The following is a 24,647-nucleotide window of genomic DNA, read 5'->3' on the forward strand; positions in this document are numbered from 1 at the left end:
CTTTTCTGAATATTAAAATTTTTGTTTTTACCCTTGCCATGTGCTCCCTCTTAAGATAGACCTTATTTCCAATATGAAGACTGTTCAAACCAATTGGCTATATAAGTTAGTCGATCCTCTATTTCTTCTTCTGTTTCGCCTTGTACTACAAAAGATGCGATATGGTCAATACTTAATTTGGGATGATCATAACGTTGTCCTGGTGTTGCTAGCATACGATATTCCGTTACCCAAGAAGGGGGGCTTTCTGATGGACCAGAAATAAATTCTCCTTTTTTTGGAGGGATAAGAACATCACCCGTTAGAACCCTTTGATCCATTCGCATTACACTTGATACTTGTTCAAATAAATCTATTCCACACTGAGCTTGTACCCAAGCTCGAGTCAAGTGAATGCCATATGCTTGTTCCAAATAAGCATCGAGACGTCCTCCGCCTGTTCGACTAGCGATCTCACACAAAAAAATTTCATCATTTGGAGTATGAAATAATTCTGCATGAAATGCAGTATGTTGCGGAGTATCTAGTGCTTGTAACAAACGAGTTGTAAAAGTTACAAGTCTTTCAAACATCGGATTGTCACGACTGATTAAATAACTAGCATTATACCCACCTGATTGATATGCAAGACATCCGCTCGCATATTTGGAGACAGAAATAAATGCAACCTCTCCTTCGGTAACGAGACCATCCACGTGATACATATTTCCAGCAATAAACGTTTCCACTTCTGTGGAGTGGCATATGCCACTTTCTAAAACCAATTCTAGAGCCAGCGGATCATCAATTACTTGAATATTCTGTGATCCAGCACCATCAACTGGTTTGATCACAACAGGGTAACCATACCTCTCCACAAACGTTATTAAATCCAAATTGGTAGATAAGGATTCAAATTGCGGAACAGCAAGTTGATGCGCTTGTGCAATTTGTTTCATCATTACTTTATCCCGAAAATGGATGGCACTTTCAGGCAACTGTCCTTGCAGCCCAAAATATTGACGCAAGTAACTCGCACGAAGCACATCTCTTTCAGAAATGGCGATAATGGTATGAAATTGATATCGTGCAAATAATTCAATTGCACGGAGCTCCACTTTACCATTGATGTCAAACTGAGGAAAGGATTCGATATAAGCATAGGCTTTCGCTGGGAAACTATCCATTACTTCCTCTGATGTTAGAAGAAGCAATTCTTCATCCAGACCTTTTAGCCATTGTTCATACTGACAACGGTCATGAGCAAAACGGTTAATTATTAAAATGCTCATAAAAACCTCCCCACTGTATGGAGCAATTATTTTATAAGAAGAAACGCACTCCTTTCTGTAATATCTGTGTAAAATTACAAATGTCTTTGCTGGCCTGCTTAAAATTATACCATTTCACCAAATCGTCGATCAACTACAAATAAAAAAAGTTTTCTTAAAAAATAATAGAAATGACCGATTACTCTTCAGCATTGAAGGTATTCGATCATTTCTACTTGACAATTAAACCATGATGGAAGAGTAAGTGCTTTCATAAATCTTTATGCTTTCTTTCTCTCTCATCATAATGATGTAATTAATATAAAGTTGCCACATTGCTCTCCATAGTGGGTCATGATCTGCCTTATAAACGACATTTAACCCGATTTTTCTAGCATCTTGGTAATTAATAACTTGACCATGATTGGGATACTTTTCGATGTTTATCAGCTCTTCAGCAATACGTTTGGCTTCCTCTAGCTGTCCCTTAAACATGGATCGAGACAACCATTTGACGGCTAAACGTTTGGAATGTTCAATCGATTTTAAGCAATAATCGATTAATGCAGCATCTACCCCTTTTAAGAATGGATAGTATGCAGGATTCAGCGCTTGTCCACCTGCATGTTCTCTTTTAATCATTTCCAACCCATTTAAAAAAGCTTGGGCGGGTCGGAATGCAAGCCCAAAAGCGGTGGGGATTGTAACTTGCGGATCGATAGGTCCAAGCTCAGATGTATTGCTCATCAGGATCTCATCTGCAGCTAAACTGACTAACGTTGCAGCACTTTTTGCTGCTTGGGGCACCACAACGCGTAAATGTTTTGTTTTAGCAAGCAGGGTGTGTACAATGATTTCAGCTGCATTTGGATCGCCACCAGGACTTTGAATCATAAGATCAACTTCACTATCTTTATCAAGACTTGTTACCATCTCACTAAATGGAGCAATATCCTCACGAGTAATCGCACTTTCCGGATGGTTGAAATTGGCAATATATACAATCAAACGACGGCCAGTCGCCTTCTCAATCTCTTTCATTAAAGACTGCCTAGTGTATCGATCACGGTGAACAGCTTGGTATAGTGGTTGATTTGGCGGTAGTTGTGACATACTGGGAGATAAAAAATCCACGCCTACCCCCCTTTCTTAGCTAGACCGATAGGGTCTCCCATAAAGTTTTTTTCGTTCTGGTTTCTCTTCTATTGCTACCATGTTTTTCTCAAACTCTTGGAATGACTTAACAAACATTTCAAAGTTTTTATCAGTATTCGTCTCTTCGACAAATTGTTGTTTTGCTCTTAGAAGTGATTGGAACAACCAAAAAACCCCCTTTGATATTTCATCAAACTTAGTATATGCAACCTATTGAATATGATGAACGGTTTATGGTGATCAAAACACTAAGCAACTTTATTTTAACATGGTTTGGACAAGCATGTACATAATTGGAAAAACATTTCAGCGGGAAATCAGTACACTTATTACTTAGAAAACGTATAAGCTACAGTAATCAAACTATCCCCTAGTGTTGCAGGCACATTGGCATAACGAGTCCATAAGTACTCCTCTAATTTGCGTTTATCTTCTCCTTCCACGCGTCCGTTTTCATAGTTATATACGATTAAAGGAATATCAGAACCAGCCTTTGTAAGCTCATCAACAACAACTCTCACTCTGGCATCTTGGTTATTCCCCCATGCTGTCTTATAGCGGTATACAACAATATCAAAATCGTTATCGAGCAGTTTTTCTTTAAATAATTGTTCATCAAAAGGCATAAGTGTTATATCTGTTATTCCTCTGCGCTCAATTGGTTTGAGTTCTCTTGTCTTCATAAGATGTATCTCCTCTTTTGAGCCTGTGATCAATACCCTTACTTTTTTATAAGCGAGTTCACGTTCAATCATATATTGGATCGTCTTCTTTTCCTCTTCAATGCTTTCTTGAAAATGTTGTTTGTTCCGATTTAAGCTTTCTTTTAACTCTTGATCAAACTGGCGTTCCACTTCAGATTTCATAATATCCATCGAGTCATTGATATTTTCTTTAAATTCTTTCCTGCTTTGACCAATCGTAATAGACAAGACAACGGCCATGACTCCAAATAAAAACGCGGCTACTGCAATAAAAATATTGAATGTACTAATTAAATTTTCTTGATTCTTTTCCATATTATCTTTAAAATCATCATTATTCTTTTCTATTAGATTCAATTTTTCATCTAACAAATTGGATTTATTTAATTCTAACTCTAATTCATCTATTTTTTTTTGCATTGACTCCATCTGTGGTTCTGCTGCAAACGTTAAAGGTCTAGGCATAATTGAGATAAGAAGAAAAACGATAAATGTATAAGTAACAATCTTTCGCAATCGAAATACCTCCTGTTTAGAAAAAATCCCATTAATCCAACTATATCGTATTTTGGCAAAATTGGCTTCCCCGTTCATTTTTACGTCATAAAAAATAAGGAATCACATGTGGATTCCTTATCAAATAAAATCTTCAGGTAATAATTTTGCTAAGTCTTCTTTGTCAATATTGCCTTTATTGCCAAGACGTACAGATTGTTTCCGTACAGCATGCTCAAATAAATTCCGAACAAACCTACCATTGCTTGATTTACCACTTTGTATATGCGATCGCAACACAGAATGAACGACATTTTTACATTCTGGTACAATCTGGTATTGTTCCTCTTCAGCTATTTTTAACAAAATCAAATATAATTGATCAACTGTATAATCTGAAAACTGAAATACATTAGGAAAACGCGAAGTAAGACCCGCATTGGTTTGCAAGAAAACATCCATATCATGATCATACCCAGCGAGTATCACCAACAAATTTTCTCGATGGTCCTCGATCGCCTTAACTAACGTATCAATCGCCTCTTTCCCAAAATCACCTTCGGTTTTCGAAGCAAGCGCATAAGCTTCATCAATAAATAAAATTCCACCCAATGCTTCTTGAACGACCTCATTTACTTTTTGTGCGGTTTGTCCTATATATGTTGCAACTAATCCACTTCTGTCTGTCTCTATCAATTGACCTGATTTTAAAACTCCTAATTCTTTCAATGCTTTTCCGATAATTCGCGCAAAGGTAGTCTTTCCTGTACCCGGATTGCCTTTAAAAATCATATGAAGAGATTGCCCCGTTCCTTTTGAAAATCCTCGATCTCTTCGCAACTTTTGAATTTTCACTTGAGCAACAAGACTTCGAATATGTTCTTTTACTTTTTCATTGCCTATTATTTTGGCAAATTCGGCTTCTAAGTCAAAAACTTCATCTGTTTGATTAACTCCAAAATCTTCAGGTCGTAAAATCTTTAATTCCTCTGAAGAACGATAACCATCTTGCTTCAATCTCTTCGATTGTTTACGTATAGCTTCTTGGATGACATTTCGAACCAAACGGCCATTTCCATCATCATTTCTGCCAGCTATTTGCCGACGTTCTAATACGGAAAGCAATGTTTTTTCCACTTGTGGATCAAGTTGGAACTGTTCTTTTGCCAAAGATTTTTTTGCAATCGATAACAATTCTTCTGCTGTATAATCTGGAAATTTAATCTGACTAGGAAATCTGGATTTTAATCCACTATTGACCTTCATAAACTCCATCATTTCCTTGGTGTAACCAGCTAGAATAACAACCAGATCTTCTCTATTTTCCTCCATACCTTTCACAAGAGAATCAATCGCTTCTTTACCGAAGTCATTATCTCCACCTCGTGAAAGAGCATAGGCTTCATCTATAAATAAAATTCCACCAATCGCTTTTTCTATAACTTTTCTCGTTTTTGGTGCTGTATGTCCAATATATTCTCCGACAAGATCTTCTCTTGTCACTTCAACTAAATGTCCTTTGGAAACGACACCAAGTGCTTGGAATATTTTTGCTACTATACGCGCTACCGTGGTTTTCCCAGTTCCTGGATTCCCTGTGTAAATCATGTGCAAACTTTGATTTTGGACATTTTGTCCTATTTTGGCACGTTCAATTTGGATAGCTACCATGTCTTTCATCTCATGAACAAATTCTTTCACTGGAGCTAGTCCAATCATACCATCTAATTCTCGCATGGCTTCTTTTAGTAATTGAGCTCGATCCTCTTTCTTTAACTCAAATATAGATGCTGCTGTCTCCGATGAAAAATCATATTTCCAACCCTGATGATTGGGAATGGATATAGATGCTTGTTGCATCATTTTATCTAATTGTTTTCGTCTTTCTTCTTCCGATATTTGAGTTTGAGCCATTATATTGATACGAAAATAAACGTCTTTTTGTTGTACTGCATAGTGATAAATGCGTTGATTCAAATAGACTTCCAAATATTTTTGTTCTTGAAAAGGAGTAAGTGCACTATTGGCTTGTTGTTTTTCCAAATAAAAATCAAACCAGTCTGGATAATCTTTTCCACAAGATGCAACACGATAGGAATATAGATCTTGATCCAAATTAACCAGATCTATGATCAAATTCGTATAATGGACCAAATTATTTCGAAATCGATCTAACTCACTGCCCTTGCCCATTTTCTCCATTAACCAAGAAGATCGTTCTATAAAATAACCTAAAACAGCTAACCAAATAGGGGTAACCAGCAATAGAACAAAAAAGTAAGGTATAAATTTCCAGGAAACAAAGAGATACGCAAAAAGTATAGCAAATTTGAATACCCAAGGAATACTGAAAAAGCCAATTAATATATAACGAAACATACGCAGAAATGGATAGGAAGCTAGATACTGATTTGTTTTATATTCCGATTTTTTCCTCCAGATGTTCATTTCAGCGGGGGAAATTCTTCGATATCCATCTGAACGTACACGTGTATACAATAATTCAGTTAGTTCAGCCTTTCCTTTCTGTATAGGGGTTTGAGACAAATAAACACCTCCTAAAAACTAAAACATTCTTATTAATCTTACCTTTTGATCAAATGAGACGCAAGATTGGGAAAAGGTAAATAGAACCAACTACGCATAGGTATTCCAACTATTCGAGACAATAATAGAAACATAAAAAAGGGGTGGAACGGTGAAAAAATCCATTTTGGTCTTACAACTCATTTTATTTACCATTGTCCTCATATGGTCGGGTATCCACCCTATTAAACGAAGTATATGGTTTTTCGAGGTAACACCAGCAATTGCATTAATCTTAGTACTGATCTTTACATATAAACGATTCCCTTTGACTCCATTGTCCTATTGGATTATTTTTTTCGGAACTCTCATCATGCTAATAGGTGGTCACTATACCTATGGAGGGGTACCCTTATTTAACTCATTAAAAAAAGCTCTTCACCTTAAGCGAAATGATTTTGATCGATTTGGGCATATATTTCAAGGCATGATTTCTACCGTTTTATTCCGTGAATACTTCGCCCGTACGAAACTATTAAAACAAAAAAAATGGCAATTTCTGATTATAGGCATGTTAAGCTTATCCATCAGTGCTTTTTTTGAGATATTTGAATTCAGTGTTGCATATTTCTTCGATGGTAATATTCAAAACTTTTTAGGCTATCAAGGTGATATTTTTGATTCACACTGGGATATGATTTGCGCATTAATAGGTTCGATAATCATCCTTAGTTTAGGAAAACTTCAAAACAAACAAATGATTTATATGAAGAAGAAAAAGCAGTGGATAAAACATAGACCACGCCTTCAACCAAATTAACATCAAAAAGCTGTATTTTTTCATACAGCTTTTTTAGTTTTTATAATGATGGATAGCCTCCAAATCATACATACAAACCCTTCATTGTATAGATACTTCACAAAATAATCCCACTATAAATATATTTCATGACTAAAAACTATAGTAAAGTATCCGATAATAAATTAAAATTAAATAGATTCATACCAAATTAGAATAAGTACATAGGGGGTTATTTTTTGGAGTTATCTGTACAAAAGAAACCATTAAAATGGGCATTTACAAATGTTATTGCACTCTCTCTTATTCTTACACCATTTTCGATCGCAACAGCTAAACCAAAAGATGTTGGAGAAACAGCATACAACCAAGTAAAGTATTTATCTGAACAGATTGGGTCAAGAGTAACTGGAACAACTGCTGAAAAAACAGCAAGTGAATATCTTACTGCTCAACTAAAAAATTTAGGATTAAACCCAACCACTCAAAACTTTACGTACACCCGTAAAAACACCACCTATCAATCACAAAATATTATTGCAACAAAGAAAGGGAAATCGAACAAAGAGCTTATTATCGGCGCTCACTATGACTCCGTTTCTGTTGGAAAAGGAGCAGATGATAACGGATCCAGTATCGGTGTTGTGCTAGAGACACTCCAAGCTCTCTCCAAAAAGAAAACCCCTTTCACACTAAAAATCATTTTCTTTGGATCAGAAGAAGCTGGTTTACAAGGTTCCAAATACTATGTATCTCAAATGACAGATGCCGAGAAAAAAAATACAGTAGCGATGATTAACCTAGATAGCTTAATCGCTGGAGATAATATGTATGTTTATGGTGATCAAGGGAAACAAGGGAAGCTAAGAGACTTAGCGTTAGAGATTGCCAAAAAACATAAAATTCCGATGTCTACTAACCCAGGCTTAAATCCAGACTACCCAGCAGGAACAACTGGTGATTGGAGTGATCATGCTCCTTTTAAAGCTGCTGGTATCCCTTATGCATACTTTGAAGCAACAAACTGGGAAATCGGTGATTTAGACGGTTATACACAAACAGTTAAACATGGTGAAATCTGGCACACAGAAAATGATAACCTCACCTTTTTGGAAAAAGAATTCCCTGGGAGAGTAAAAGAACATTTAAGAGGGTTTACTATTGTTCTCACAGAGTTGATCGAAAAGGCAAATAAAGCATTCTAAATGATAAGAACCTCCATTTTTTTAAATGGGGGTTCTTACTGGGGGTAGAGGGAGCAAAGACCGATTTTGGTATCATTGATCCATTAAATGATTAAATGACTTGAAGCTTTGCAAGTAGCAAACCCAAGTTATTTCGTGTTTATACAGGAAACTTCGGGATGATACGTTCATATTCATACTGAGCGTCAGTTATGGATAATTTAGAATATGCTTCAAGCAATTTACATATATGCTTGGCCAAGAACTCAACTACTGGAAAAGGAATATTTTCTGGTCCACCAGGAAAACAAGCTTCGTGCTGAAAGTATTTAAATAAAACTGTAAATTCTAATTGTGTCTCGAATTTCTTGGCTGCAATCAATAGCCTCTCCGGCTGCAATAAATTAAAATGTTCAATAAATTCTTCTTTTGTCCATTGTTATTTCAACCAAGGTGCAATCCTTTCTAAATTTCCTAGTATGGTTAGAGTCGGTACTTTTCTACCTATCTGAATATAAGGCACTTTGATTTTTCAGGCAAGACCAAAGTAAAAATGCAGAAAGTTCCAATTTCAAAACAAAATTCGGAACAACAATAAATACAAAATGACTGGAGGCTACACATGTGCGATTTCTAGTCATTTTGTATTTGTGTAGGTAATTTGGGGGATGATACCTTTCATAGTCTGGATAAAACATAATTGGTTTGGATATAGTTTCCTGTTGCCGGCAACATAGAAAGGTGTTAAATTAAATATGTGTCCGGCAACATATCATCGAGAAAGGGATATACAAAATTGGAAACGATCAATCCAACTTATATATTTAAAAGGATTAGGAGGTATTTGGAATGGCAATCGGTGATGTAACCAATAAAAGTATTAGCGAATTGATTTCTCTTAAAGATAAAGTGGCAATCGTAACTGGAGGGGCATCAGGTATTGGAAAAGCAACAGCATTGTATCCAATAGTTGTAACTGGCGAAGCCGTGGGGATTGAAAGAATGATTAGTGAATAGTACGTTGCCGATAAAGTAAATGTAATAAATGTGGTCGTCAACTAATATTAAAGGAGTGTTATTTATGAAAAAAATGTGGAGTTCAGTAAAAGTAGGAAGATTAAATCTGCCACACCGACTAGCAATGGCCCCAATGACTCGTAGTAGAGCACAGGAAGATGGGACTCCGGGTGAACTTAGTACCCTTTACTATAGTCAACGAGCATCGCTTGGTTTGCTAATCAGCGAAGGAACACAACCATCTGACGATGGACAAGGATATTTGTGGTCACCTGGAATTTACACCAATAGCCATATGGAAGGGTGGAAAAAGGTAACAGATGCAGTACATGCTGCAGGTGGTTATTTCTTCATTCAATTAATGCATGCAGGGAGAATGTCTCACCCTGACAATACCCCTCACCATCGTCAAGGGGTAGCACCTTCAGCTATTGCACCTGGGGTTCAAATGTTTACAACAAAAGGTATGCAAGATATTCCAACACCACGTGCCTTAACAAAAGCAGAAATTCAAACCACCATTCAAGATTTTGTTCATGCTGCTGCGTGTGCAATTGAAGCAGGAGCTGACGGAGTGGAAATACATGGTGCAAATGGGTATTTGGTTCATCAGTTTATAGCGGAAAATGCAAACAGTCGTACCGATGAATATGGTGGTTCTATCGAAAATCGTGCTCGTTTTGCAATTGAAGTAGCAAAAGCAGTTGCAGATGAAATTGGTGCAGATCGTACAGGTTTCCGTATCTCACCAGGAAACTTTGATTTTATGGGCATTGATGAAGGCGAACATGGTTTAGACGTTTATCGATATCTCATACCAGAGTTAGCGAAACTGAATCTTGCCTATTTGCATGTCATGCATGCTGGAAATGATAAATTTCTCCGAGAAATTCATGCCCTCTCGGTTTGGTCGAATGCGTTGCTGGTAAACCGTTCAGGAAGACCTCTTGAGGATATTGATGTCGATATCGAAGCTGGCATTGCGGACGTCGCTCCTATTGGTGCATGGGCATTGGCAAATCCAGATTTTGTTGATCGACTCCAACAAGGTGCTCCGTTAAACGAACCTGATCGGACGACTTTCTTTGGTGGGGGAAGCAAAGGTTATACCGACTATCCGACACTGGCTGAACTACAAATGCTGAAACGTTGAGTGTTATGTATGGATAGAGACAAAAATAGTAAGGATATACCGGAAATTCAGGGGATTATTGATTTCCCTGAATTTCCGGTAGGCTTTGCTATCCTTGCTCTTACACGTGCTCACCACACCCTAGCGTCTAATCTACTTCGGGAAATAGGATTGTTTCCAAAACAAGAATTTATATTGATACAGTTATGGCAGCAAGACTATCAATCTCAGAACGCCTTAGGAAAAGCATTGTGCCTGAATCATTCCACTGTCGCGAAATCTGTTCGACGACTAGAGAATTCGGGACTTGTCACCCGAAGCCGGTCACAGGAAGATAAACGAGTTACGATTGTTTCTCTTACCAAAGCTGGTCGTGATTTAAAAGAGGATGTTTTGCGTGCTTGGAACACACTGGAAATGATTACTACTGACGGACTTACCGAACAAGAAAAAACGTTATTTCTCCATTTGGCACGGAAAATAGTGTCTACCATTCACTCTTCCGTTGCTGAGTAATTCATGAAACTGCAAATGTCATTAATGGGTAGAATTGTGAATGTTGACGATGGATATACAAGTTTTAAAAGTTATTAATGCAAATCAATACGATTGTAGGAAATAGAAGGTTCGTTTAAATGAATCCCTACCTATTCAAAAATAGATAGGGATTCACTTCTTATTTAGCATCGGAAGGTATTAGATAAAAAGGAAATATTCATGCGAAGGAGGGGTAAACAGCAAATGGAAACGAAAGTAACAGAACAAACAGGGGAAACATTGATGCGCATCGTAATGTTCACCGTTACCCTTTCCTCTATGAGTGTATTAATGTTTATTTATGTGCTTCCTGATATTAGTAAAGAGTTTCATCTAACGATTGCCGAGGCAAGCTGGCTCTCTTCAGCTTATAGTTTGATTTACGCTATTGGAACGGTTACGTATGGGAAATTGACGGATAGATATAAACTTAAAAATTTGTTGACGTTTGGCTTACTCATTTTTACGATTGGTTCCCTTTTTGGTCTTTTTTCCCAAACATTTTGGATGGCACTGACCGGAAGGTGTCTTCAAGCCGTTGGAGCAGCAGCTATTCCCGCAACAGCTGTACTGATTCCTATGCGCTATTTCGCTCCGGAGCGTAGAGGAAAAGCATTGGCAATGACTGCTGTGGGTTTGGCTCTTGGTAGCGCTCTCGGCCCTGTTATTTCTGCATTCATTGTCAGTATAGCTAACTGGCGTTGGTTATTTGCTGTACCACTTCTCATCTTGATCACGTTACCTTTTTACCGTAAATATTTAGAAGATGAGCAACAAGAGCCCTCTGGAAAATTTGACTGGATTGGTGGAAGTTTGCTAGCGGCTACAGTCGCATTGTTTTTACTTGGTATTACAAATGGAACGATCTGGTTTATCCTCATCGGTTTGCTTGCTCTCGGTTTATTTATCATTCGAATTCGCTTCACTGATGAACCGTTTGTGAAGCCGGAACTCTTTCTAAACAAAAGGTATACACTTGGTTTAACCATTGTTTTTCTTATAAATGGGATTGGTAATTCTCTTTATTTGCTAAGTCCTTTGCTACTCTCCCATGTGCAACGACTCCCAGCTTCATGGATTGGATTTGCAATGGTTCCTGCAGCAACAGCGTCCGCTATTTTTGGCAGAAAAGGTGGCAAACTGGCAGATCGAAAAGGAAATTCGTTTCTATTCTTTCTTTCATCGGGATTGTTATTCACCTGCTTTGTTTTACTCTCTACCTTTACAGGAAGTTCCCCTTTCTTCATTGCTATATTTCTGATTCTTGGTAATGTAGGACAATCCTTTATGCAAATCGCGATGAACAATTCAGTCTCCCAGACATTACCAAAGAATCAGGCTGGAGTGGGGATGGGAATGCTGCAGATGTTGAATTTTATTTCGCAATCAGTCGCTACCGGGATTTACACCAAAGTAGTGGATCTTGGCTCTCATGTCCACTGGAATCCAATAAACATCCCCTCAGCTGGCTTTATTTATAGCAATATCTATGCTGTTCTTGCTGTTTCGCATATTGTAATTCTAGGAGTTTACTATTTCCAATTCAGTAGAGGCAAAAGCACAAACATCCAACCAGGAAGTTGAAAAATTATCACTTTGCTACCATTTTTACAAAATCAAAGGGGAGAATCCAATGATATTGTAATAAATAAGGGAGATGCAGTAACTTACTCTTCCTCTGAGAGATCCTTGATTCATGTATGGAAAGATGTTTCTCTTGTTCTGTTCCTTGTAAAACTTGATGCTTCAATGACATTGGTTGGGCCATTCAGTGGAAGAAAACGATAACAATTTGATTTTCAGGATACAATCCCCACGATTTGGATGTGGGGTGACGAAGATCTTCCTCGAAAGATTGGAGGATTTGGCGGATGTGAAAGCTCGATCAACATTATTTCCAAATATAGATTTTGGAATAATTTATAAATTTAAAAATTATATCTAAAAAAAATCAATTTCATGTTTGAGCTTGAGTCTTTAAATTCGAACAAAATAAAAGCGGATCAGGGAGGATTTATCTTATGAAACGAAATACAAACATAAAGTGGGATGCAAATATCGCAAAGCAGATTGACCTCACGGGAATGAACGTTGTGTTTGTTGGTGGAACCGGCGGCATAGGCCGAGCTCTTAGTCGTATGATGGCCTCACGTGGAGCGAATGTTACTGTCGTAGGTCAGACATTCCGTGATGCGGGAATATCAGGCATATCGTCTATCAAAGCTGATCTGAGCCTTATGACAGAAGTACGGCGTGTCGTGAAGTTGTTACCTGCAGAAGATCTGGATCTGCTTGTCATAACAACAGGCATCTTTGCCGCACCGAAGCGCCAAGAAACCAGTGAAGGTTTGGAGCGAGATATGGCGGTAAGTTATCTGAATAGGTTAGTGCTACTAAGGGAAGTTGCCCCAAGACTCGGCAAAGTTCGTTCTAACACGAATGGAAAGCCAAGGGTATTTATCATGGGCTTTCCTGGTACCAACCAGTCCGCCAAGATAGATGATCTTAATTCCGAGCACGCATACAGCACCATGTCTGCACACATGAATACGGTAGTTGGTAACGAAGCACTCGTGCTTGATTCAGCCAAACGCTATCCACATGTCAACTTCTTTGGTCTCAATCCAGGACTGATGAAAACTAATATTCGTAGCAATATGCTTGGTGAGAATAGCCTTAAGTTCCGTTTCTTAGAGTCGCTGATTGGTCTCATGTCGCAAAGTCCCGAGAAGTATGCCAAGCGTATCGTTCCGCTCTTTGTATCTCCAAATATTGAGCATCATAGCGGCGCGATGTTTAACCGAAAAGGTCTTGCTATCCACCCCTCTGCGAATATGACAGATGATTATGTGAGTGAGTTTATTACAGCCTCGGAAGACTTGATTTTTCGAACAAAAATGGATTGAAAACAATAATTCTTTGGGAACAGAAGTGGGGATGAAAAGTAACACTTTATAGGGAAGATACTCAAAGCGAGGAATTGATGATGCCTTCATCCAGCCTTATTCCGGAAGACATGCAAGCAGGCAATCGTCTAAGTTAGCCTTAATCAATACTCAGTACGAATATGAACGTGTGATCCCTAAGTTTCCCGTATAAACACGAAATGACTTAAGTTGCATGTTGCAATTTAAGTCATTTTTTTCATTTAATGGATTGAAAATACCAAAATCGGCCTTCTCTCCCTCTACTCCTACTGCGTTACTTTCATCTTCCCTCCTCCCATATCCTACTTCTTCTCTTGATTTTGCAGTTTTTGCAAATAATCGTCTAAAGAATCCAATCTCTCCTCCCAAATCAACTGGTAAGAATACAACCAATTTTGAAATTCTTGAAATGGCTCAGCACGAAGTTTATAGATACGTCGATTTGCTTCTGGTTGCACTTGAACAAGACCAGCTTCACTCAAAACTTTTAAATGCTTCGATACTTGTGGTTGCCGTAGATGCAATTGATCTGCAATTTCACCAACCGTAAGTGGCCCATTCTTTAACAATTCTACAATTTTAAATCTATTTGGTTCAGCTAATGCTTGAAATGTCTCTTTCATATTCAAATATTACCAATTAGGAATATTCCAGTCAAGGAATACCATTGTATATTTAGAAGAAATAAAATAACATATAACCGATAGAAATACCTGCAATATATTTTGTCTTTTTGTTGACCATTATTTTTTATATTTTACTCCAATAAATAAATACTAGATACAAGAGGTGAGCAGGTTGATAAAACTTAGTGTGTTAGATCAATCCTTAATTTCGGCTGGTTCAACAGCCGCGGATGCACTACAAAATACAGTACGATTAGCATCTGAAACGGATAAATTGGGATATACACGTTTTTGGGTATCAGAACACCATTTTGCTAAAAATTTGGCTGGTTCAAGTCCAGAAGTTCTGATGAGTCATTTGGCTACTGTTACCGATAAGATTCGAATCGGTTCAGGAGGTGTGATGCTTCCTCATTATAGCGCTTATAAAGTGGCAGAGAATTTTCGAGTGCTGGAAGGATTATTTCCCAATCGTATTGATTTAGGACTTGGAAGAGCTCCGGGTGGAACACATCTAGCAACCAGAGCTTTGCAAGAATATAAAAATACATATACAGATAAGTATCCGGAGCAATTAGACGACTTAATTACTTATTTGCACGATTCAGCCGATAAAGATTTTCGATTCCCTTCCCTTTTTGCTACCCCAAAAATCGAAACTGCACCAGAAATGTGGCTGTTAGGATCAAGCGGGGGAAGCGCACTTCTAGCAGCACAAAGGGGAACAGGTTACGCATTTGCCCAGTTTATAAATGGGGAAGGCGGAGCAGATGTTGTTCACTATTATCGCGAGCATTTTCAACCTAGTATTGTAAATGAAAAACCTCAAACATTACTTGCCATAATTGTTTTTTGTGCAGAAACAGATGAATTGGCAGAAGAACTGGCAGTGAGCGGTGACCTAGCTTTATTGTTATTAGAAAAAGGAGCATCATCACAAGGTCTCCCTACTATAGAAGAAGCAATTTCCTATCCTTATACGGATCATGATCGATATCGAATTGCAATAAACCGAAAACGAATGGTTGTTGGCAGTCCTTCTACTGTAAAGAAACAAATCGAAAATCTATGCAATATTTATCAGACAGAAGAAGTCATGATCGTATCATTTCTGAATGATCAAACGCAAAAAATAAATTCTTATCGACTACTAGCTGATACCTTTAAGCTAAAACATTAAATAGAAAAAGTGTTAGATTTCATAAAAAGTACACATATCTGTGCGCATTTTTTACTCCATTCGACTATCGAGTTGATAAGATGGTAAAGATGGTTTTAAAAATAGCAAATAGGAAGTGGAATACATGGGTGAAATGGTTACTACCTTTGAAGGTTGGTATGTAAGCCACGATTTTCGCGTTATGGATTGGACAAGTTGGAAATCGACTGACCTTCAAACAAGAGAAAGAATAATACAACAATTACTTGACTTAACTCATTCTTATCGTGCAATAGAAGATAACCAACAAGGTAGTTTTGGACTATTTTCCATCCTTGGTCAAAAAGCGGACTTACTCTTTGTACATCTACGCCCTACATTGGAAGAACTTAACGAAGTTAAAAATCAATTTGATAAAACTGACTTTGCAGGATTTCTTCTTCCTGCTTACTCTTATACCTCTGTCGTTGAATTAAGTGGATATCAAATGCGGCCTGGTACAGACCCAGATACAGACCCCCATATCCAAGCCCGTTTAAAACCAATCTTACCAAAAAGTAAATATATAAGTTTTTATCCGATGGACAAACGCCGTGATGGTGAGGATAACTGGTATATGCTTTCGATGGAAGACAGACGCAGTATGATGAAGAGCCACGGGCTAATTGGCCGTTCTTATGCTGGAAAAGTAAAACAAATCATTACTGGTTCCACTGGGCTAGATGACTGGGAATGGGGCGTTACATTATTCGCAGAAGATCCCCTTCAATTTAAGAAAATCGTTCAAGAAATGCGTTTTGATGAAGTGAGTGCTCGTTTTGGAGACTTCGGCTCTTTCTATACAGGTTGCCGACTTATGGATGAAGAATTAAATAAATATCTTTCCATTTAATTATCAGAAGGGGGATGATCTCATATCATCCCCCTTTTTCGTTGAAAAAAAGAGTTGCAAGAGCAACAAATATTTTATATAGTGGAACATACGATCTACTTAATCATTCTACTGGTTCGTATTTTTGTATTTGCAATGACCGTTATGAGTTTCGATGATATTGAAATGTCACTTTCACAAAGAAACATTTGAGTTTATGGAATGTCAACTAGTTAATCTTATTGACAATTTTAATCATCTTAGAAGCAGCGTATTCCAAATCCTCTAGATCTTCTTTATCCAATGACTGCAATTTCTCACAGATTTCTTTCCAATGTTCTCTTACTACTTCTTTTCCCTTTTCTGTAATCGATAAGTTTACAATTCGTCTATCTTTCGCATCTTGTTCTTTTATGACATATTTCTTCTCTTCCAATTTGCATATTAAAGTAGTCAACTGTTGCTTACATATTTCCGTTTTCAAGGATAACTGTGTCATGGAAATATTGGACTCACATTGAAGTAGACTTTCTAACAGATGAATTTGCAACGATGTCAAATCAGACCGTTTTCGAGTGTGAAACTTTTCATAAAACAGGGGTAATAGTCTAATAAAATTATCTGCAACACACCCTATTTCTGCTGTCATTATCAAACAACCCTTTCAATTTAAAATAAGTTGACATTTAGTAAACAATAATTTATTATCTAACATAGCACAGTATGAATTATATACAATTTATCTGTGTTAATCTACTATCCTCTATTCAATTTTATAAACAAATACTAACGAATTAGAGAAAAGAAAGGAATTTTTATTGTGTTTTAGTCTATTTACATGAACCATGCAATAGAAACTTTTTTATGGATTCCAGCCTATAAAACGTTTCAAAAATTGCATACATTTCTATTTGCGTAAGAATGAAAATACAAAATTCGACATAACCTTGATAAATGAAAAAATGGAAAGGACGATATCGATGACTTCGAACAATCACCAAGAACCAAATATGCAACGCTTGGTTCCTTGGATCATTTATATTATCTTCTTTGCTGTACTAAATGAGACAGTTTTCAATGTCTCCACTCCAAATATCGCAAGTCAGTTTCACCTTAATCCTTCCCAAGTAAGTTGGATCATCACCATATTTATCATCTTTTTTGGAATGGGTTCTGTAATCTATGGAAAACTCTCAGATACCTTCAGCATTAAAAAGCTAATTTCTTTTGGTATCCTCTTATATAGTATGAGTTCCGTTGTTGGTTTTATATTTCATTCCAACTACCCGATCGTTATCGTTGCACGAGCTCTTCAAGGTGCTGGAGCTTCCGCTATTCCAGCATTGGTCATGATCATTATCGCAAGATATTTTACAAAAGAACAACGAGGTAAACTGTTTGGAATAATTACCTCTACTGTATCCTTTGCTATTGGTATAGGACCTGTTTTAGGAGGTTATGTATCTGGAACGTACCATTGGTCCTATCTGTTTGTAATTCCGGTATTTTCATTAGTGTCTCTACCCTTTATCCATCGGATACTGCCAGATGAAGCAGGCGATGGAGGAACATTGGACATTTTTGGTACACTACTCATGGGGATAACAGTGTCTTCTCTTATTCTCTACTTGACCGAAGCTGACTGGTTTTATCTCCCTGTGTTTGTAGTTGCTTTGATCTGGTTTATCATCCATATACGTCGTACAGCCAACCCCTTTGTGGAACCTGAACTTTTTTCCAATCGGCTTTATCGTAATGGATTGATCATTGGATTTCTCATTTTTAGTACCGTGATGGCTGTAATGTTTGTTCTCCCACTCATGCTACATGACCTTTATCAACTCAAAACACAATCTATTGGTCTTATTATGTTCCCAGGAGCTTTTAGTGCTGTTATATTCGGAACCGTGGCTGGGAACTTAACAGTAAAAAAAGGAAGCCACTTTGTTGTTTATCTTGGATTAGGACTTATTACCCTCAGTCTCTTTTTACAATCTTCCGTAGTAGGAGCATGGGTATGGTATTTCGGTATTGTTCTAGTTGTTCAGTATGTGGGCTTTTCTTTCCTACAGACAGCTTTGATCGAAAGTGTGACGAATATATTGCCAAACAAACAAATCGGAGTAGGTATGGGTTTTTATAATTTGATTACTTTCGTTTCTGGAGCTATTGGAACTGCACTTGTATCCAAGGCAATGGAATTACCTATTCTAAAAGTAGCCATACACCCACTAGTATCCAATCCTAATGCGTATTTGTTCAGCAATCTCATGTTAATCTTTACTTTAATCGTCTTAGCTAGCGCCCTCCTGTATTTCTTTACATTTGGAAAACAAGAAAACCTAACCGAAGAATCCGCCTAACCCTGAAACCGACCATTAAAGGTCGGTTTTTCTATGATGACAGCACCTTTGTTGGAGAAAAAGGAAAATTTCAATATTGTATACGAATTAAAATTGTGCTATAGTTAACTCACTTAAATTTAGAGCGGAGGGGTTTCCATTGGTATGGGTAAAATTGCGTCTCATCACTTGTGTCGCTAACTGAATAGTGATCAAAAACTCTGCAGGCACAGAGTTAGTGGGATTCGTCTACCTTTTTCGATGGGAAACCAGAATTTGCATACAAAAAGAGGGTATGATAAGACAAATCTACCCTCTTTTTGCTGCGCTTTTTTATCAAATAGATAAAAAAACTCAAGTTCATCAACGCAGATTTCTTTTTATCAACAAGGATAGGCAACCCTAAAATTGATTGCTTTGCGACACATCCATTAGCAAGGATAGAACTTCTATCCATAAAAAACAAATGAAGAATAAAGTGAGGTAAGCTAATTGGAACCATTACAAAAAGCAATCATTGTCGGAGTGAAACTACAACATCAGGATGATTTCGAAACGACTTTTATAGAGCTTGCAGATTTAGCTGCGGCATGTGATGTGGAAGTTGTCGGAGAAGTAGTGCAAAAACTCGATCACATCCAAGCATCTCATTATATTGGCAAAGGAAAAGTAAAAGAAGTTTTACGACAGATCGAGGAAAAAGAAGCAAATCTTGTCATCTTTAACGATGAACTCTCTCCTACTCAAATTCGTAACTTAGAAGCAGATTTGGATTGTAAAGTCATCGATCGTACCATTTTGATCTTGGATATTTTTGCTCAACGAGCAAAAACAAAAGAAGCTCAACTACAGGTCGATGTTGCACAGTTGCAATACATGCTTCCACGTTTAGTAGGGCTAAGAAAATCACTTGGCAGACAAAGTGGTGGTGTCGGAACTCGTAATAAAGGAATAGGAGAGAAAAAGCTAGAACTAGATAGACGAAAAATTGAAGAACAAATTGATCGTTTAAATAAGGAATTAAAGTTGCTCGTTTCTAGCCGACAAACACAGCGGAAACAGCGAAAAAAAAGCGGTATTCCCATCGTTTCACTCGTTGGATACACCAATGCAGGAAAATCAACGATCATGAATGCTATCGTAGAGCAATCTCAACACATTCCTGCAAAACAAGTATTGGAAAAAGATATGTTGTTTGCTACTTTGGAAACCACGATAAGAAAGGTTGAACTTCCGGATCAAAAATCCTTTTTGCTAACTGACACAGTCGGTTTTGTAAATAAACTTCCACACCATCTGGTCAAGGCTTTCCGATCTACACTAGAAGAAGTAAAAGAAGCAGATTTATTACTACATGTCGTCGATTTTTCCAGCCCAAATTATAAGCAGATGATGGATGTCACCAATCAAGTATTAAAAGAAATAGGTGTGGAAAATATCCCTGTTATTTATGTTTATAATAAAGCAGACTTAATCAACTTCAGCATTCCACTGGTAGAACAAAGCGCAGTAACTTTGTCTGCACAAAAGAGAATTGGAATAACAGATTTACTGCAAATGATCCGTACTGAAATCTATAAAGACTATCAGCAATACGAAATGCTCATTCCTTATTCGCAAAATCATCTCCTTGCGCATTTAAAAAGCAAAGCAACTATTTTATCGACCGAGTATGAGGAGAATGGTGCAAAAGTTATTGCGGAGTGTAGGCAGGCTGATGTGGAAAAGTATCGTTCATATGTAATTCAAGAAAGTCATATGTAACTCACAAAGGCTATCCAAGAGGATAGCCTTTCAGACCGAATATCGGGTATTTCACTATGTGGTTGGAGGATACATATCATTTAACATTTTTTGCAATGCACGAAGATCAAACCCTCGTTTTAACAAAAGTACACAGTTTGCATTGGCTTCCATTGCCCAAGTTACTTTTTCATTGATTTCACTCGGATGTTTGCTGCTGCGAATACCAATGAGTTGGTAATCTTTAAAATAAGAAAGATCATACATATTGTCTACCATATCATCACCATTTTCCGATTTAATTTGAGAGATAAACGCATCCCAGCCACTTACTCTCAATTTACGTGGACAATTTTTTTTGCTCCAATGATAGTGTTGAACTACATTATTAATCGGAATATTATGTTTATTCATCAGATATTTGGTAAGCCAAACAGCATTTTTTTTTGCTTTTGAAAAATCCCCATCTTGGTTCACGCATATTTCTATCGCTAAACTTTTTCTGTTCCCTGTTCCATTTGAACCATCCATTTGCCTTCAGTGTGATTCGCAACGTCACACCCGTTCCTTATCGAAACTGCTTATAGTTACCTATAAGATGAGACTATATCATCATCCCTAACAGGATGCCCCCTGTTTCCACTATCATAAGCTTATAGTGTACTCCCTTTCGGGATAGTCGTTGAACCTTACCTATCGGTTATTAAAAGAGAACCGAAATAGGTATTGGCTGCTGATTGCCCTTGAAAGGGTGTTCCAGCAATTAAAGGGGTTATCATCTGCATATTACTATACAGAGGGGCAAATATTTACCCGCATGCCAAGCTACTTCGTTATCAGGTATAGACTGCCAAATTTCATGGTCATCAACGGAGTAATGCCAGCTAGCAGTTCTATTATTCCCTGAGACTTGTAATCGCGCATGGGCATCCGCATCTGCGCCCTTATCCGTATTATCTGTTTCATGTATAGTAATCCATTTAGGATTCATCGGAATACCAGGTCTTGTTTGTGTATTGCTCTTTGGTATAAATTTTTGTTTTATCTCCATTCTCCTCAACTCCTTTCTCTATTATGATAGATTTAATGATTCAGGAAGGGAACGGCTATCACTGACTTCTATCTTTTTTCATTAATTTTCAATTTCTGGAGGAGATAAAATAATGTTTACTTACATTTACATCTTAGGTTTAATAGCTATGATGATTATCCGCACACCATTTAATAAACAAATAAGTAAAAACGATATTATCGATAAACGAAAAACGCCATTAGAAGTGCTTATAGTGACGGTCATGATCATCGGCGTCTTGGTAATTCCATTTCTCTATTCCATCACTGCTTTGTTTCACTCTAAAGATTTTGCGTTTCCCATGTGGGGGAGATTGTGTGGATTACTTCTATCGATTGCTGCTCTCTGGTTGTTTTGGAAATCTCATAAAGACTTGGGACTTAACTGGTCCCCCACTTTAGAGATTCGTTCCGGCCACCAATTGATTCAAACAGGCGTATATCGTTATATTCGACACCCCATGTATGCATCTTCACTCCTTTGGGGAATAGCACAATTCTGGATGTTAGCAAATTGGGTTGTAGGTCTCTCTCCTTTTGTTTCATTCTTACTGTTATATCTCTTTCGAGTAAAAAAAGAAGAACAAATGATGGTAGATAGATTTGGAGACGAATATAAATCGTATATGAAACGAACAGGTAGAATCATTCCTCGATTGTTTAATAAATAAAAAAGCGAAGAAAAAAATTTTTTCTAATATCCTCCTTTCCCTTGTTGTATTTTGCAGCCATATGTACAAAAAAGAGGTAGAGAATGATCTCATACCTCGCTTAATCCATCGTCATTAAAACAACCATTTACTAAGTGTAAGTGGTTGTTTTAACCATCGACCAGTTCCTCCAAAGCGTTAGAAAAACATGTTTTGCTTAGTTCCAAAATAGCTTTTGCATATAGTTGAATTTCCTTTTGCGCATCATGTTTTAACCGCTGATTTAAGAAATGACACACTGACTGTAACGAAGCTGTCCAATACCAGCGAACATACATCCCGTACGAAGGTAAAAACAGCCTAGCTTGTTCCGCACATATCCCATCTTTAAGAGCTTGCTCATATAAGGTTACTCCAGACTCTACATAGTCCATCAACTTTTTCGTATAAGTCTTCCCTAGTTCCCAAACTACTGCTTGTCCACTTCCTTGCTTGGAATTCTCTGGTTTTTTCCTCCACTCTTCTGGTTTCGGTATATAAAATACTGGCTCTTCTGTGATATATCGTCTGCTGGATTCATTCCAAGCTTCTAGACTATCTCCAGTCCCTTCAAAATGAGCAGAACCTATAACATATTTCCACCATTGTCTCGCAACCATCAAAGGCGCATAAACTTCAAATTGCAACATTGCATGGCGAAATGGTGAAGTATGGCCTTCTCGAGCCAGAAATGCAATCAATCGTTTATCTTGATCATTAAGCTCTTTTGATTCTTTGGCATAAGATACCCTAGCAGCATTTACAACAGTCAAATCAGAACCCATATTGTTGACCAAACGAACATAACCTTTATCCAACACATATTGAAAAGAGATAATAATACCTTCTTTCCTTGCAATATATGCAATCGTTCTATGATGCTGGTGACAGGCCGGAACACGTCGAAGTGAACCAGGCTGTCACACGGCTCCATTTTGGAGCCACCAGCAGAAATCCCCGCTCAAGTGTTCTTAAGAGTCACTGCACCCGTCAGAAAACCGCCGGCAATAGAGCATACAACCGCTGTCATGCCGTATCCAAGGGACTGCAGGAATGGTGCAGCAGAAAATGCCATGATGCATCCAACAGCACAAACTACCCTCATGGAAACTCCCGGGAGATCGATCTGTGGTTATATTTATCATAACCACCTATCCATCAAAAAGAAACCCACTATAATGAATTGCCTGAATTCATATCAAATAAGCCATTCCAAAGAATGACTTACTTTTAACCTAAAACCTTTCCTCTGTTATATCTGTATTTACAGCGATGGCAGCATTAAAACCATCTGCTGCAGCTAGGATTAAAGCCGAAGGTCCAAGTTGTCCAAATTCACCTGCAACGTAAATATTTTTCTGCGAAGTTCTTCCGAGAGCATCCATTTCTACAGCTCCATTAGCTTTTAACTCACAACCCAATTGTTCAAGAAAGGGATTGGATCGATAAAATTGCGGCGCAATAAATCCACCTTCTCGGTCTCTCACTAATCCAGATGCAAACTCCACTTTCTGTAGATAACCTTCCTTACCATGTAATTTTTTGATTGGTTCCATCACAATCGCGATATCTCGTTTTTTTAATTCTGCATGTGCAACAGCGGAAAGGGTATGTCCATTTGTTGCAACTAGCAAATCCTTTGACCAATTAAAGACCAACTCTGTCAAATGGAGAACCGTTTTTTCCTTCTCCGCTATGACGATAAGAGCTTGATCTTTACGCTCCCAACCATCGCAATATGGGCAACTATGAAGCGTGACCCCATAATAATTCTCTAATTCTGGAACCGAAGGATGCTCTTCTTGAACACCAGTTGCTAAAATAATCCGCTCTGCTTTGTATTCCTTATCTTCCGATGTAACAATGTGAAATCGTTCTTGCTTCGGTTGTTTCATCACTTGAGTGATAGTTCCCTCTACCAATTGTACAGATGGATATCGCTCTAACTCCTGTATCCCAATCCTTTTAAACTCTGCTGGCTTTATTCCATCGCGGGTCAAATATCCATGAGATTCTAACGTTACCCTATTGCGATTGGTTCCGTTATCGAACAATACAACACTTCTACGTGCCCTTCCCAACACAAGCGCAGCATTTAATCCAGCTGGACCCGCTCCAATGATCGCACAATCAAATATCATTTGATACTCCTTCAACTTGATGAATTAAAAGTTTCAAACTGCTTATTTCTATTCATTTTTGCTCTAGAACCTCTTCGATATACTATTTTGGTAGAGTTTATTTCTCTCTTTCTCTATACAAATCTTTACCTACGTTCTGGATATATAAAAAGAGGGGCTTGTTATTTCTCCTCTACAGCAAAATTACATGAAACTCTCCTTATCTTTTACTTGAACAGCGAAAGATAAGGAGAGTTAGTTTGTTATGCAAACTTGTTTAAATTAATACATTTGTTTTCT

23 protein-coding genes and 1 pseudogene are annotated in these 24,647 nt (G+C 37.6%); 12 read left to right on the forward strand and 12 right to left on the reverse strand.

The features are described 5' to 3' along the window. Window positions 1-62 precede the first annotated feature (62 nt). The 5 genes from AC5WOE_RS16605 to AC5WOE_RS16625 form a co-directional block, all read right to left on the reverse strand. Window positions 63-1,271 (reverse strand): ATP-grasp domain-containing protein, encoded by a 1,209-nt coding sequence (locus AC5WOE_RS16605; protein WP_496050988.1) that lies wholly within the window; start codon window positions 1,269-1,271, stop codon window positions 63-65. A gap of 222 nt (window positions 1,272-1,493) precedes the next feature. Further along, window positions 1,494-2,384: an SDH family Clp fold serine proteinase gene (locus AC5WOE_RS16610; protein ID WP_496050987.1), complete on the reverse strand. Its 891-nt coding sequence runs from the start codon at window positions 2,382-2,384 to the stop codon at window positions 1,494-1,496. Between the two features lie 15 nt (window positions 2,385-2,399). After that, window positions 2,400-2,570 carry a hypothetical protein gene (locus tag AC5WOE_RS16615; protein ID WP_496050986.1) on the reverse strand — a complete coding sequence of 57 codons (171 nt, stop codon included), beginning with the start codon at window positions 2,568-2,570 and terminating at the stop codon, window positions 2,400-2,402. A gap of 164 nt (window positions 2,571-2,734) precedes the next feature. Next, a complete protein-coding gene (locus tag AC5WOE_RS16620; protein ID WP_496050985.1) occupies window positions 2,735-3,625 on the reverse strand; it encodes a hypothetical protein in 891 nt (296 codons plus the stop codon). A gap of 120 nt (window positions 3,626-3,745) precedes the next feature. Then, window positions 3,746-6,151, reverse strand: coding sequence for an AAA family ATPase (locus tag AC5WOE_RS16625; protein ID WP_496053084.1), 2,406 nt, complete (start codon window positions 6,149-6,151; stop codon window positions 3,746-3,748). Window positions 6,152-6,302: 151 nt separating this feature from the next. Here AC5WOE_RS16625 and AC5WOE_RS16630 point away from each other — a divergent pair, with 151 nt between their 5' ends. Together AC5WOE_RS16630 and AC5WOE_RS16635 are read left to right on the forward strand one after the other, a co-directional pair. Further along, complete coding sequence (locus AC5WOE_RS16630; protein WP_496053085.1) at window positions 6,303-6,950, forward strand: DUF2238 domain-containing protein; 648 nt, start codon at window positions 6,303-6,305, stop codon at window positions 6,948-6,950. A gap of 218 nt (window positions 6,951-7,168) precedes the next feature. Next, window positions 7,169-8,134, forward strand: coding sequence for a M20/M25/M40 family metallo-hydrolase (locus AC5WOE_RS16635; RefSeq protein ID WP_496053086.1), 966 nt, complete (start codon window positions 7,169-7,171; stop codon window positions 8,132-8,134). Window positions 8,135-8,273: 139 nt separating this feature from the next. Here the strand turns inward: AC5WOE_RS16635 and AC5WOE_RS16640 are convergent. Then, window positions 8,274-8,534 (reverse strand): annotated as a pseudogene (locus AC5WOE_RS16640) (DUF4158 domain-containing protein); the annotation flags it as partial. A 428-nt stretch (window positions 8,535-8,962) separates the two neighbouring features. On the opposite strand from AC5WOE_RS16640, the gene AC5WOE_RS16645 reads away from it, so the two are divergent. The 5 genes from AC5WOE_RS16645 to AC5WOE_RS16665 all read left to right on the forward strand — a co-directional run bounded on the left by AC5WOE_RS16645 (window position 8,963) and on the right by AC5WOE_RS16665 (window position 13,705). After that, entirely contained in the window at window positions 8,963-9,130 is a 168-nt protein-coding gene (locus AC5WOE_RS16645; protein ID WP_496050981.1) for a hypothetical protein, read from the forward strand. Window positions 9,131-9,194: 64 nt separating this feature from the next. Further along, window positions 9,195-10,283, forward strand: coding sequence for an alkene reductase (locus tag AC5WOE_RS16650; protein ID WP_496053087.1), 1,089 nt, complete (start codon window positions 9,195-9,197; stop codon window positions 10,281-10,283). Between the two features lie 9 nt (window positions 10,284-10,292). Further along, window positions 10,293-10,778, forward strand: coding sequence for a MarR family winged helix-turn-helix transcriptional regulator (locus AC5WOE_RS16655; protein WP_496053088.1), 486 nt, complete (start codon window positions 10,293-10,295; stop codon window positions 10,776-10,778). Window positions 10,779-11,003: 225 nt separating this feature from the next. After that, window positions 11,004-12,383: an MFS transporter gene (locus AC5WOE_RS16660; RefSeq protein ID WP_496053089.1), complete on the forward strand. Its 1,380-nt coding sequence runs from the start codon at window positions 11,004-11,006 to the stop codon at window positions 12,381-12,383. A gap of 437 nt (window positions 12,384-12,820) precedes the next feature. Next, window positions 12,821-13,705: an SDR family NAD(P)-dependent oxidoreductase gene (locus tag AC5WOE_RS16665; RefSeq protein ID WP_496053090.1), complete on the forward strand. Its 885-nt coding sequence runs from the start codon at window positions 12,821-12,823 to the stop codon at window positions 13,703-13,705. 323 nt (window positions 13,706-14,028) lie between these two features. On the opposite strand, the gene AC5WOE_RS16670 is transcribed toward AC5WOE_RS16665, so the two are convergent. Then, window positions 14,029-14,349, reverse strand: a complete 321-nt coding sequence (locus AC5WOE_RS16670; protein ID WP_496053091.1) for an ArsR/SmtB family transcription factor — start codon at window positions 14,347-14,349, stop codon at window positions 14,029-14,031. A 175-nt stretch (window positions 14,350-14,524) separates the two neighbouring features. Here AC5WOE_RS16670 and AC5WOE_RS16675 point away from each other — a divergent pair, with 175 nt between their 5' ends. Together AC5WOE_RS16675 and hemQ are read left to right on the forward strand one after the other, a co-directional pair. Continuing rightward, entirely contained in the window at window positions 14,525-15,532 is a 1,008-nt protein-coding gene (locus AC5WOE_RS16675) for an LLM class flavin-dependent oxidoreductase (protein WP_496053092.1), read from the forward strand. A 124-nt stretch (window positions 15,533-15,656) separates the two neighbouring features. Further along, window positions 15,657-16,403: a hydrogen peroxide-dependent heme synthase gene (gene hemQ, locus AC5WOE_RS16680; RefSeq protein WP_496053093.1), complete on the forward strand. Its 747-nt coding sequence runs from the start codon at window positions 15,657-15,659 to the stop codon at window positions 16,401-16,403. Window positions 16,404-16,611: 208 nt separating this feature from the next. Here the strand turns inward: hemQ and AC5WOE_RS16685 are convergent, their stop codons facing one another. Next, window positions 16,612-17,031, reverse strand: a complete 420-nt coding sequence (locus AC5WOE_RS16685) for a MarR family winged helix-turn-helix transcriptional regulator (protein WP_496050973.1) — start codon at window positions 17,029-17,031, stop codon at window positions 16,612-16,614. Window positions 17,032-17,362: 331 nt separating this feature from the next. Between AC5WOE_RS16685 and AC5WOE_RS16690 the strand changes: the two genes are divergently transcribed. Further along, window positions 17,363-18,745 (forward strand): MFS transporter, encoded by a 1,383-nt coding sequence (locus tag AC5WOE_RS16690; protein ID WP_496050972.1) that lies wholly within the window; start codon window positions 17,363-17,365, stop codon window positions 18,743-18,745. Window positions 18,746-19,216: 471 nt separating this feature from the next. Then, window positions 19,217-20,488 carry a GTPase HflX gene (gene hflX, locus AC5WOE_RS16695; RefSeq protein ID WP_496050971.1) on the forward strand — a complete coding sequence of 424 codons (1,272 nt, stop codon included), beginning with the start codon at window positions 19,217-19,219 and terminating at the stop codon, window positions 20,486-20,488. A 54-nt stretch (window positions 20,489-20,542) separates the two neighbouring features. On the opposite strand, the gene AC5WOE_RS16700 is transcribed toward hflX, so the two are convergent. Both AC5WOE_RS16700 and AC5WOE_RS16705 read right to left on the reverse strand, forming a co-directional pair. Further along, entirely contained in the window at window positions 20,543-20,998 is a 456-nt protein-coding gene (locus AC5WOE_RS16700; RefSeq protein WP_496050970.1) for a peptidoglycan recognition protein family protein, read from the reverse strand. Between the two features lie 244 nt (window positions 20,999-21,242). Next, window positions 21,243-21,518: a peptidoglycan recognition protein family protein gene (locus tag AC5WOE_RS16705; RefSeq protein WP_496050969.1), complete on the reverse strand. Its 276-nt coding sequence runs from the start codon at window positions 21,516-21,518 to the stop codon at window positions 21,243-21,245. A gap of 112 nt (window positions 21,519-21,630) precedes the next feature. Between AC5WOE_RS16705 and AC5WOE_RS16710 the strand changes: the two genes are divergently transcribed. Then, on the forward strand, window positions 21,631-22,209 hold the full coding sequence (locus AC5WOE_RS16710) for a protein-S-isoprenylcysteine O-methyltransferase (RefSeq protein ID WP_496053094.1): 579 nt from the start codon (window positions 21,631-21,633) through the stop codon (window positions 22,207-22,209). Between the two features lie 149 nt (window positions 22,210-22,358). On the opposite strand, the gene thyX is transcribed toward AC5WOE_RS16710, so the two are convergent. Together thyX and AC5WOE_RS16720 are read right to left on the reverse strand one after the other, a co-directional pair. Next, on the reverse strand, window positions 22,359-23,024 hold the full coding sequence (gene thyX / locus AC5WOE_RS16715) for an FAD-dependent thymidylate synthase (protein ID WP_496053095.1): 666 nt from the start codon (window positions 23,022-23,024) through the stop codon (window positions 22,359-22,361). A 438-nt stretch (window positions 23,025-23,462) separates the two neighbouring features. Then, a complete protein-coding gene (locus tag AC5WOE_RS16720; protein ID WP_496053096.1) occupies window positions 23,463-24,368 on the reverse strand; it encodes an NAD(P)/FAD-dependent oxidoreductase in 906 nt (301 codons plus the stop codon). Window positions 24,369-24,647: the final 279 nt, after the last annotated feature.

The organism is Shimazuella sp. NTD248 (genome assembly GCF_059510395.1).

Excerpts from the sequence above, each read along its gene's own strand:
- AC5WOE_RS16605 (WP_496050988.1), bottom strand. The coding sequence starts at position 1,271 with ATGAGCATTTTAATAATTAACCGTTTTGCTCATGACCGTTGTCAGTAT.
- AC5WOE_RS16700 (WP_496050970.1), bottom strand. The coding sequence starts at position 20,998 with ATGGATGGTTCAAATGGAACAGGGAACAGAAAAAGTTTAGCGATAGAA.
- AC5WOE_RS16710 (WP_496053094.1), top strand. The coding sequence starts at position 21,631 with ATGTTTACTTACATTTACATCTTAGGTTTAATAGCTATGATGATTATC.
- hemQ (WP_496053093.1), top strand. The coding sequence starts at position 15,657 with ATGGGTGAAATGGTTACTACCTTTGAAGGTTGGTATGTAAGCCACGAT.
- AC5WOE_RS16655 (WP_496053088.1), top strand. The coding sequence starts at position 10,293 with ATGGATAGAGACAAAAATAGTAAGGATATACCGGAAATTCAGGGGATT.
- AC5WOE_RS16660 (WP_496053089.1), top strand. The coding sequence starts at position 11,004 with ATGGAAACGAAAGTAACAGAACAAACAGGGGAAACATTGATGCGCATC.
- AC5WOE_RS16665 (WP_496053090.1), top strand. The coding sequence starts at position 12,821 with ATGAAACGAAATACAAACATAAAGTGGGATGCAAATATCGCAAAGCAG.
- AC5WOE_RS16690 (WP_496050972.1), top strand. The coding sequence starts at position 17,363 with ATGACTTCGAACAATCACCAAGAACCAAATATGCAACGCTTGGTTCCT.
- AC5WOE_RS16645 (WP_496050981.1), top strand. The coding sequence starts at position 8,963 with ATGGCAATCGGTGATGTAACCAATAAAAGTATTAGCGAATTGATTTCT.
- AC5WOE_RS16705 (WP_496050969.1), bottom strand. The coding sequence starts at position 21,518 with ATGGAGATAAAACAAAAATTTATACCAAAGAGCAATACACAAACAAGA.
- AC5WOE_RS16685 (WP_496050973.1), bottom strand. The coding sequence starts at position 17,031 with ATGACAGCAGAAATAGGGTGTGTTGCAGATAATTTTATTAGACTATTA.
- AC5WOE_RS16720 (WP_496053096.1), bottom strand. The coding sequence starts at position 24,368 with ATGATATTTGATTGTGCGATCATTGGAGCGGGTCCAGCTGGATTAAAT.
- AC5WOE_RS16670 (WP_496053091.1), bottom strand. The coding sequence starts at position 14,349 with ATGAAAGAGACATTTCAAGCATTAGCTGAACCAAATAGATTTAAAATT.
- AC5WOE_RS16650 (WP_496053087.1), top strand. The coding sequence starts at position 9,195 with ATGAAAAAAATGTGGAGTTCAGTAAAAGTAGGAAGATTAAATCTGCCA.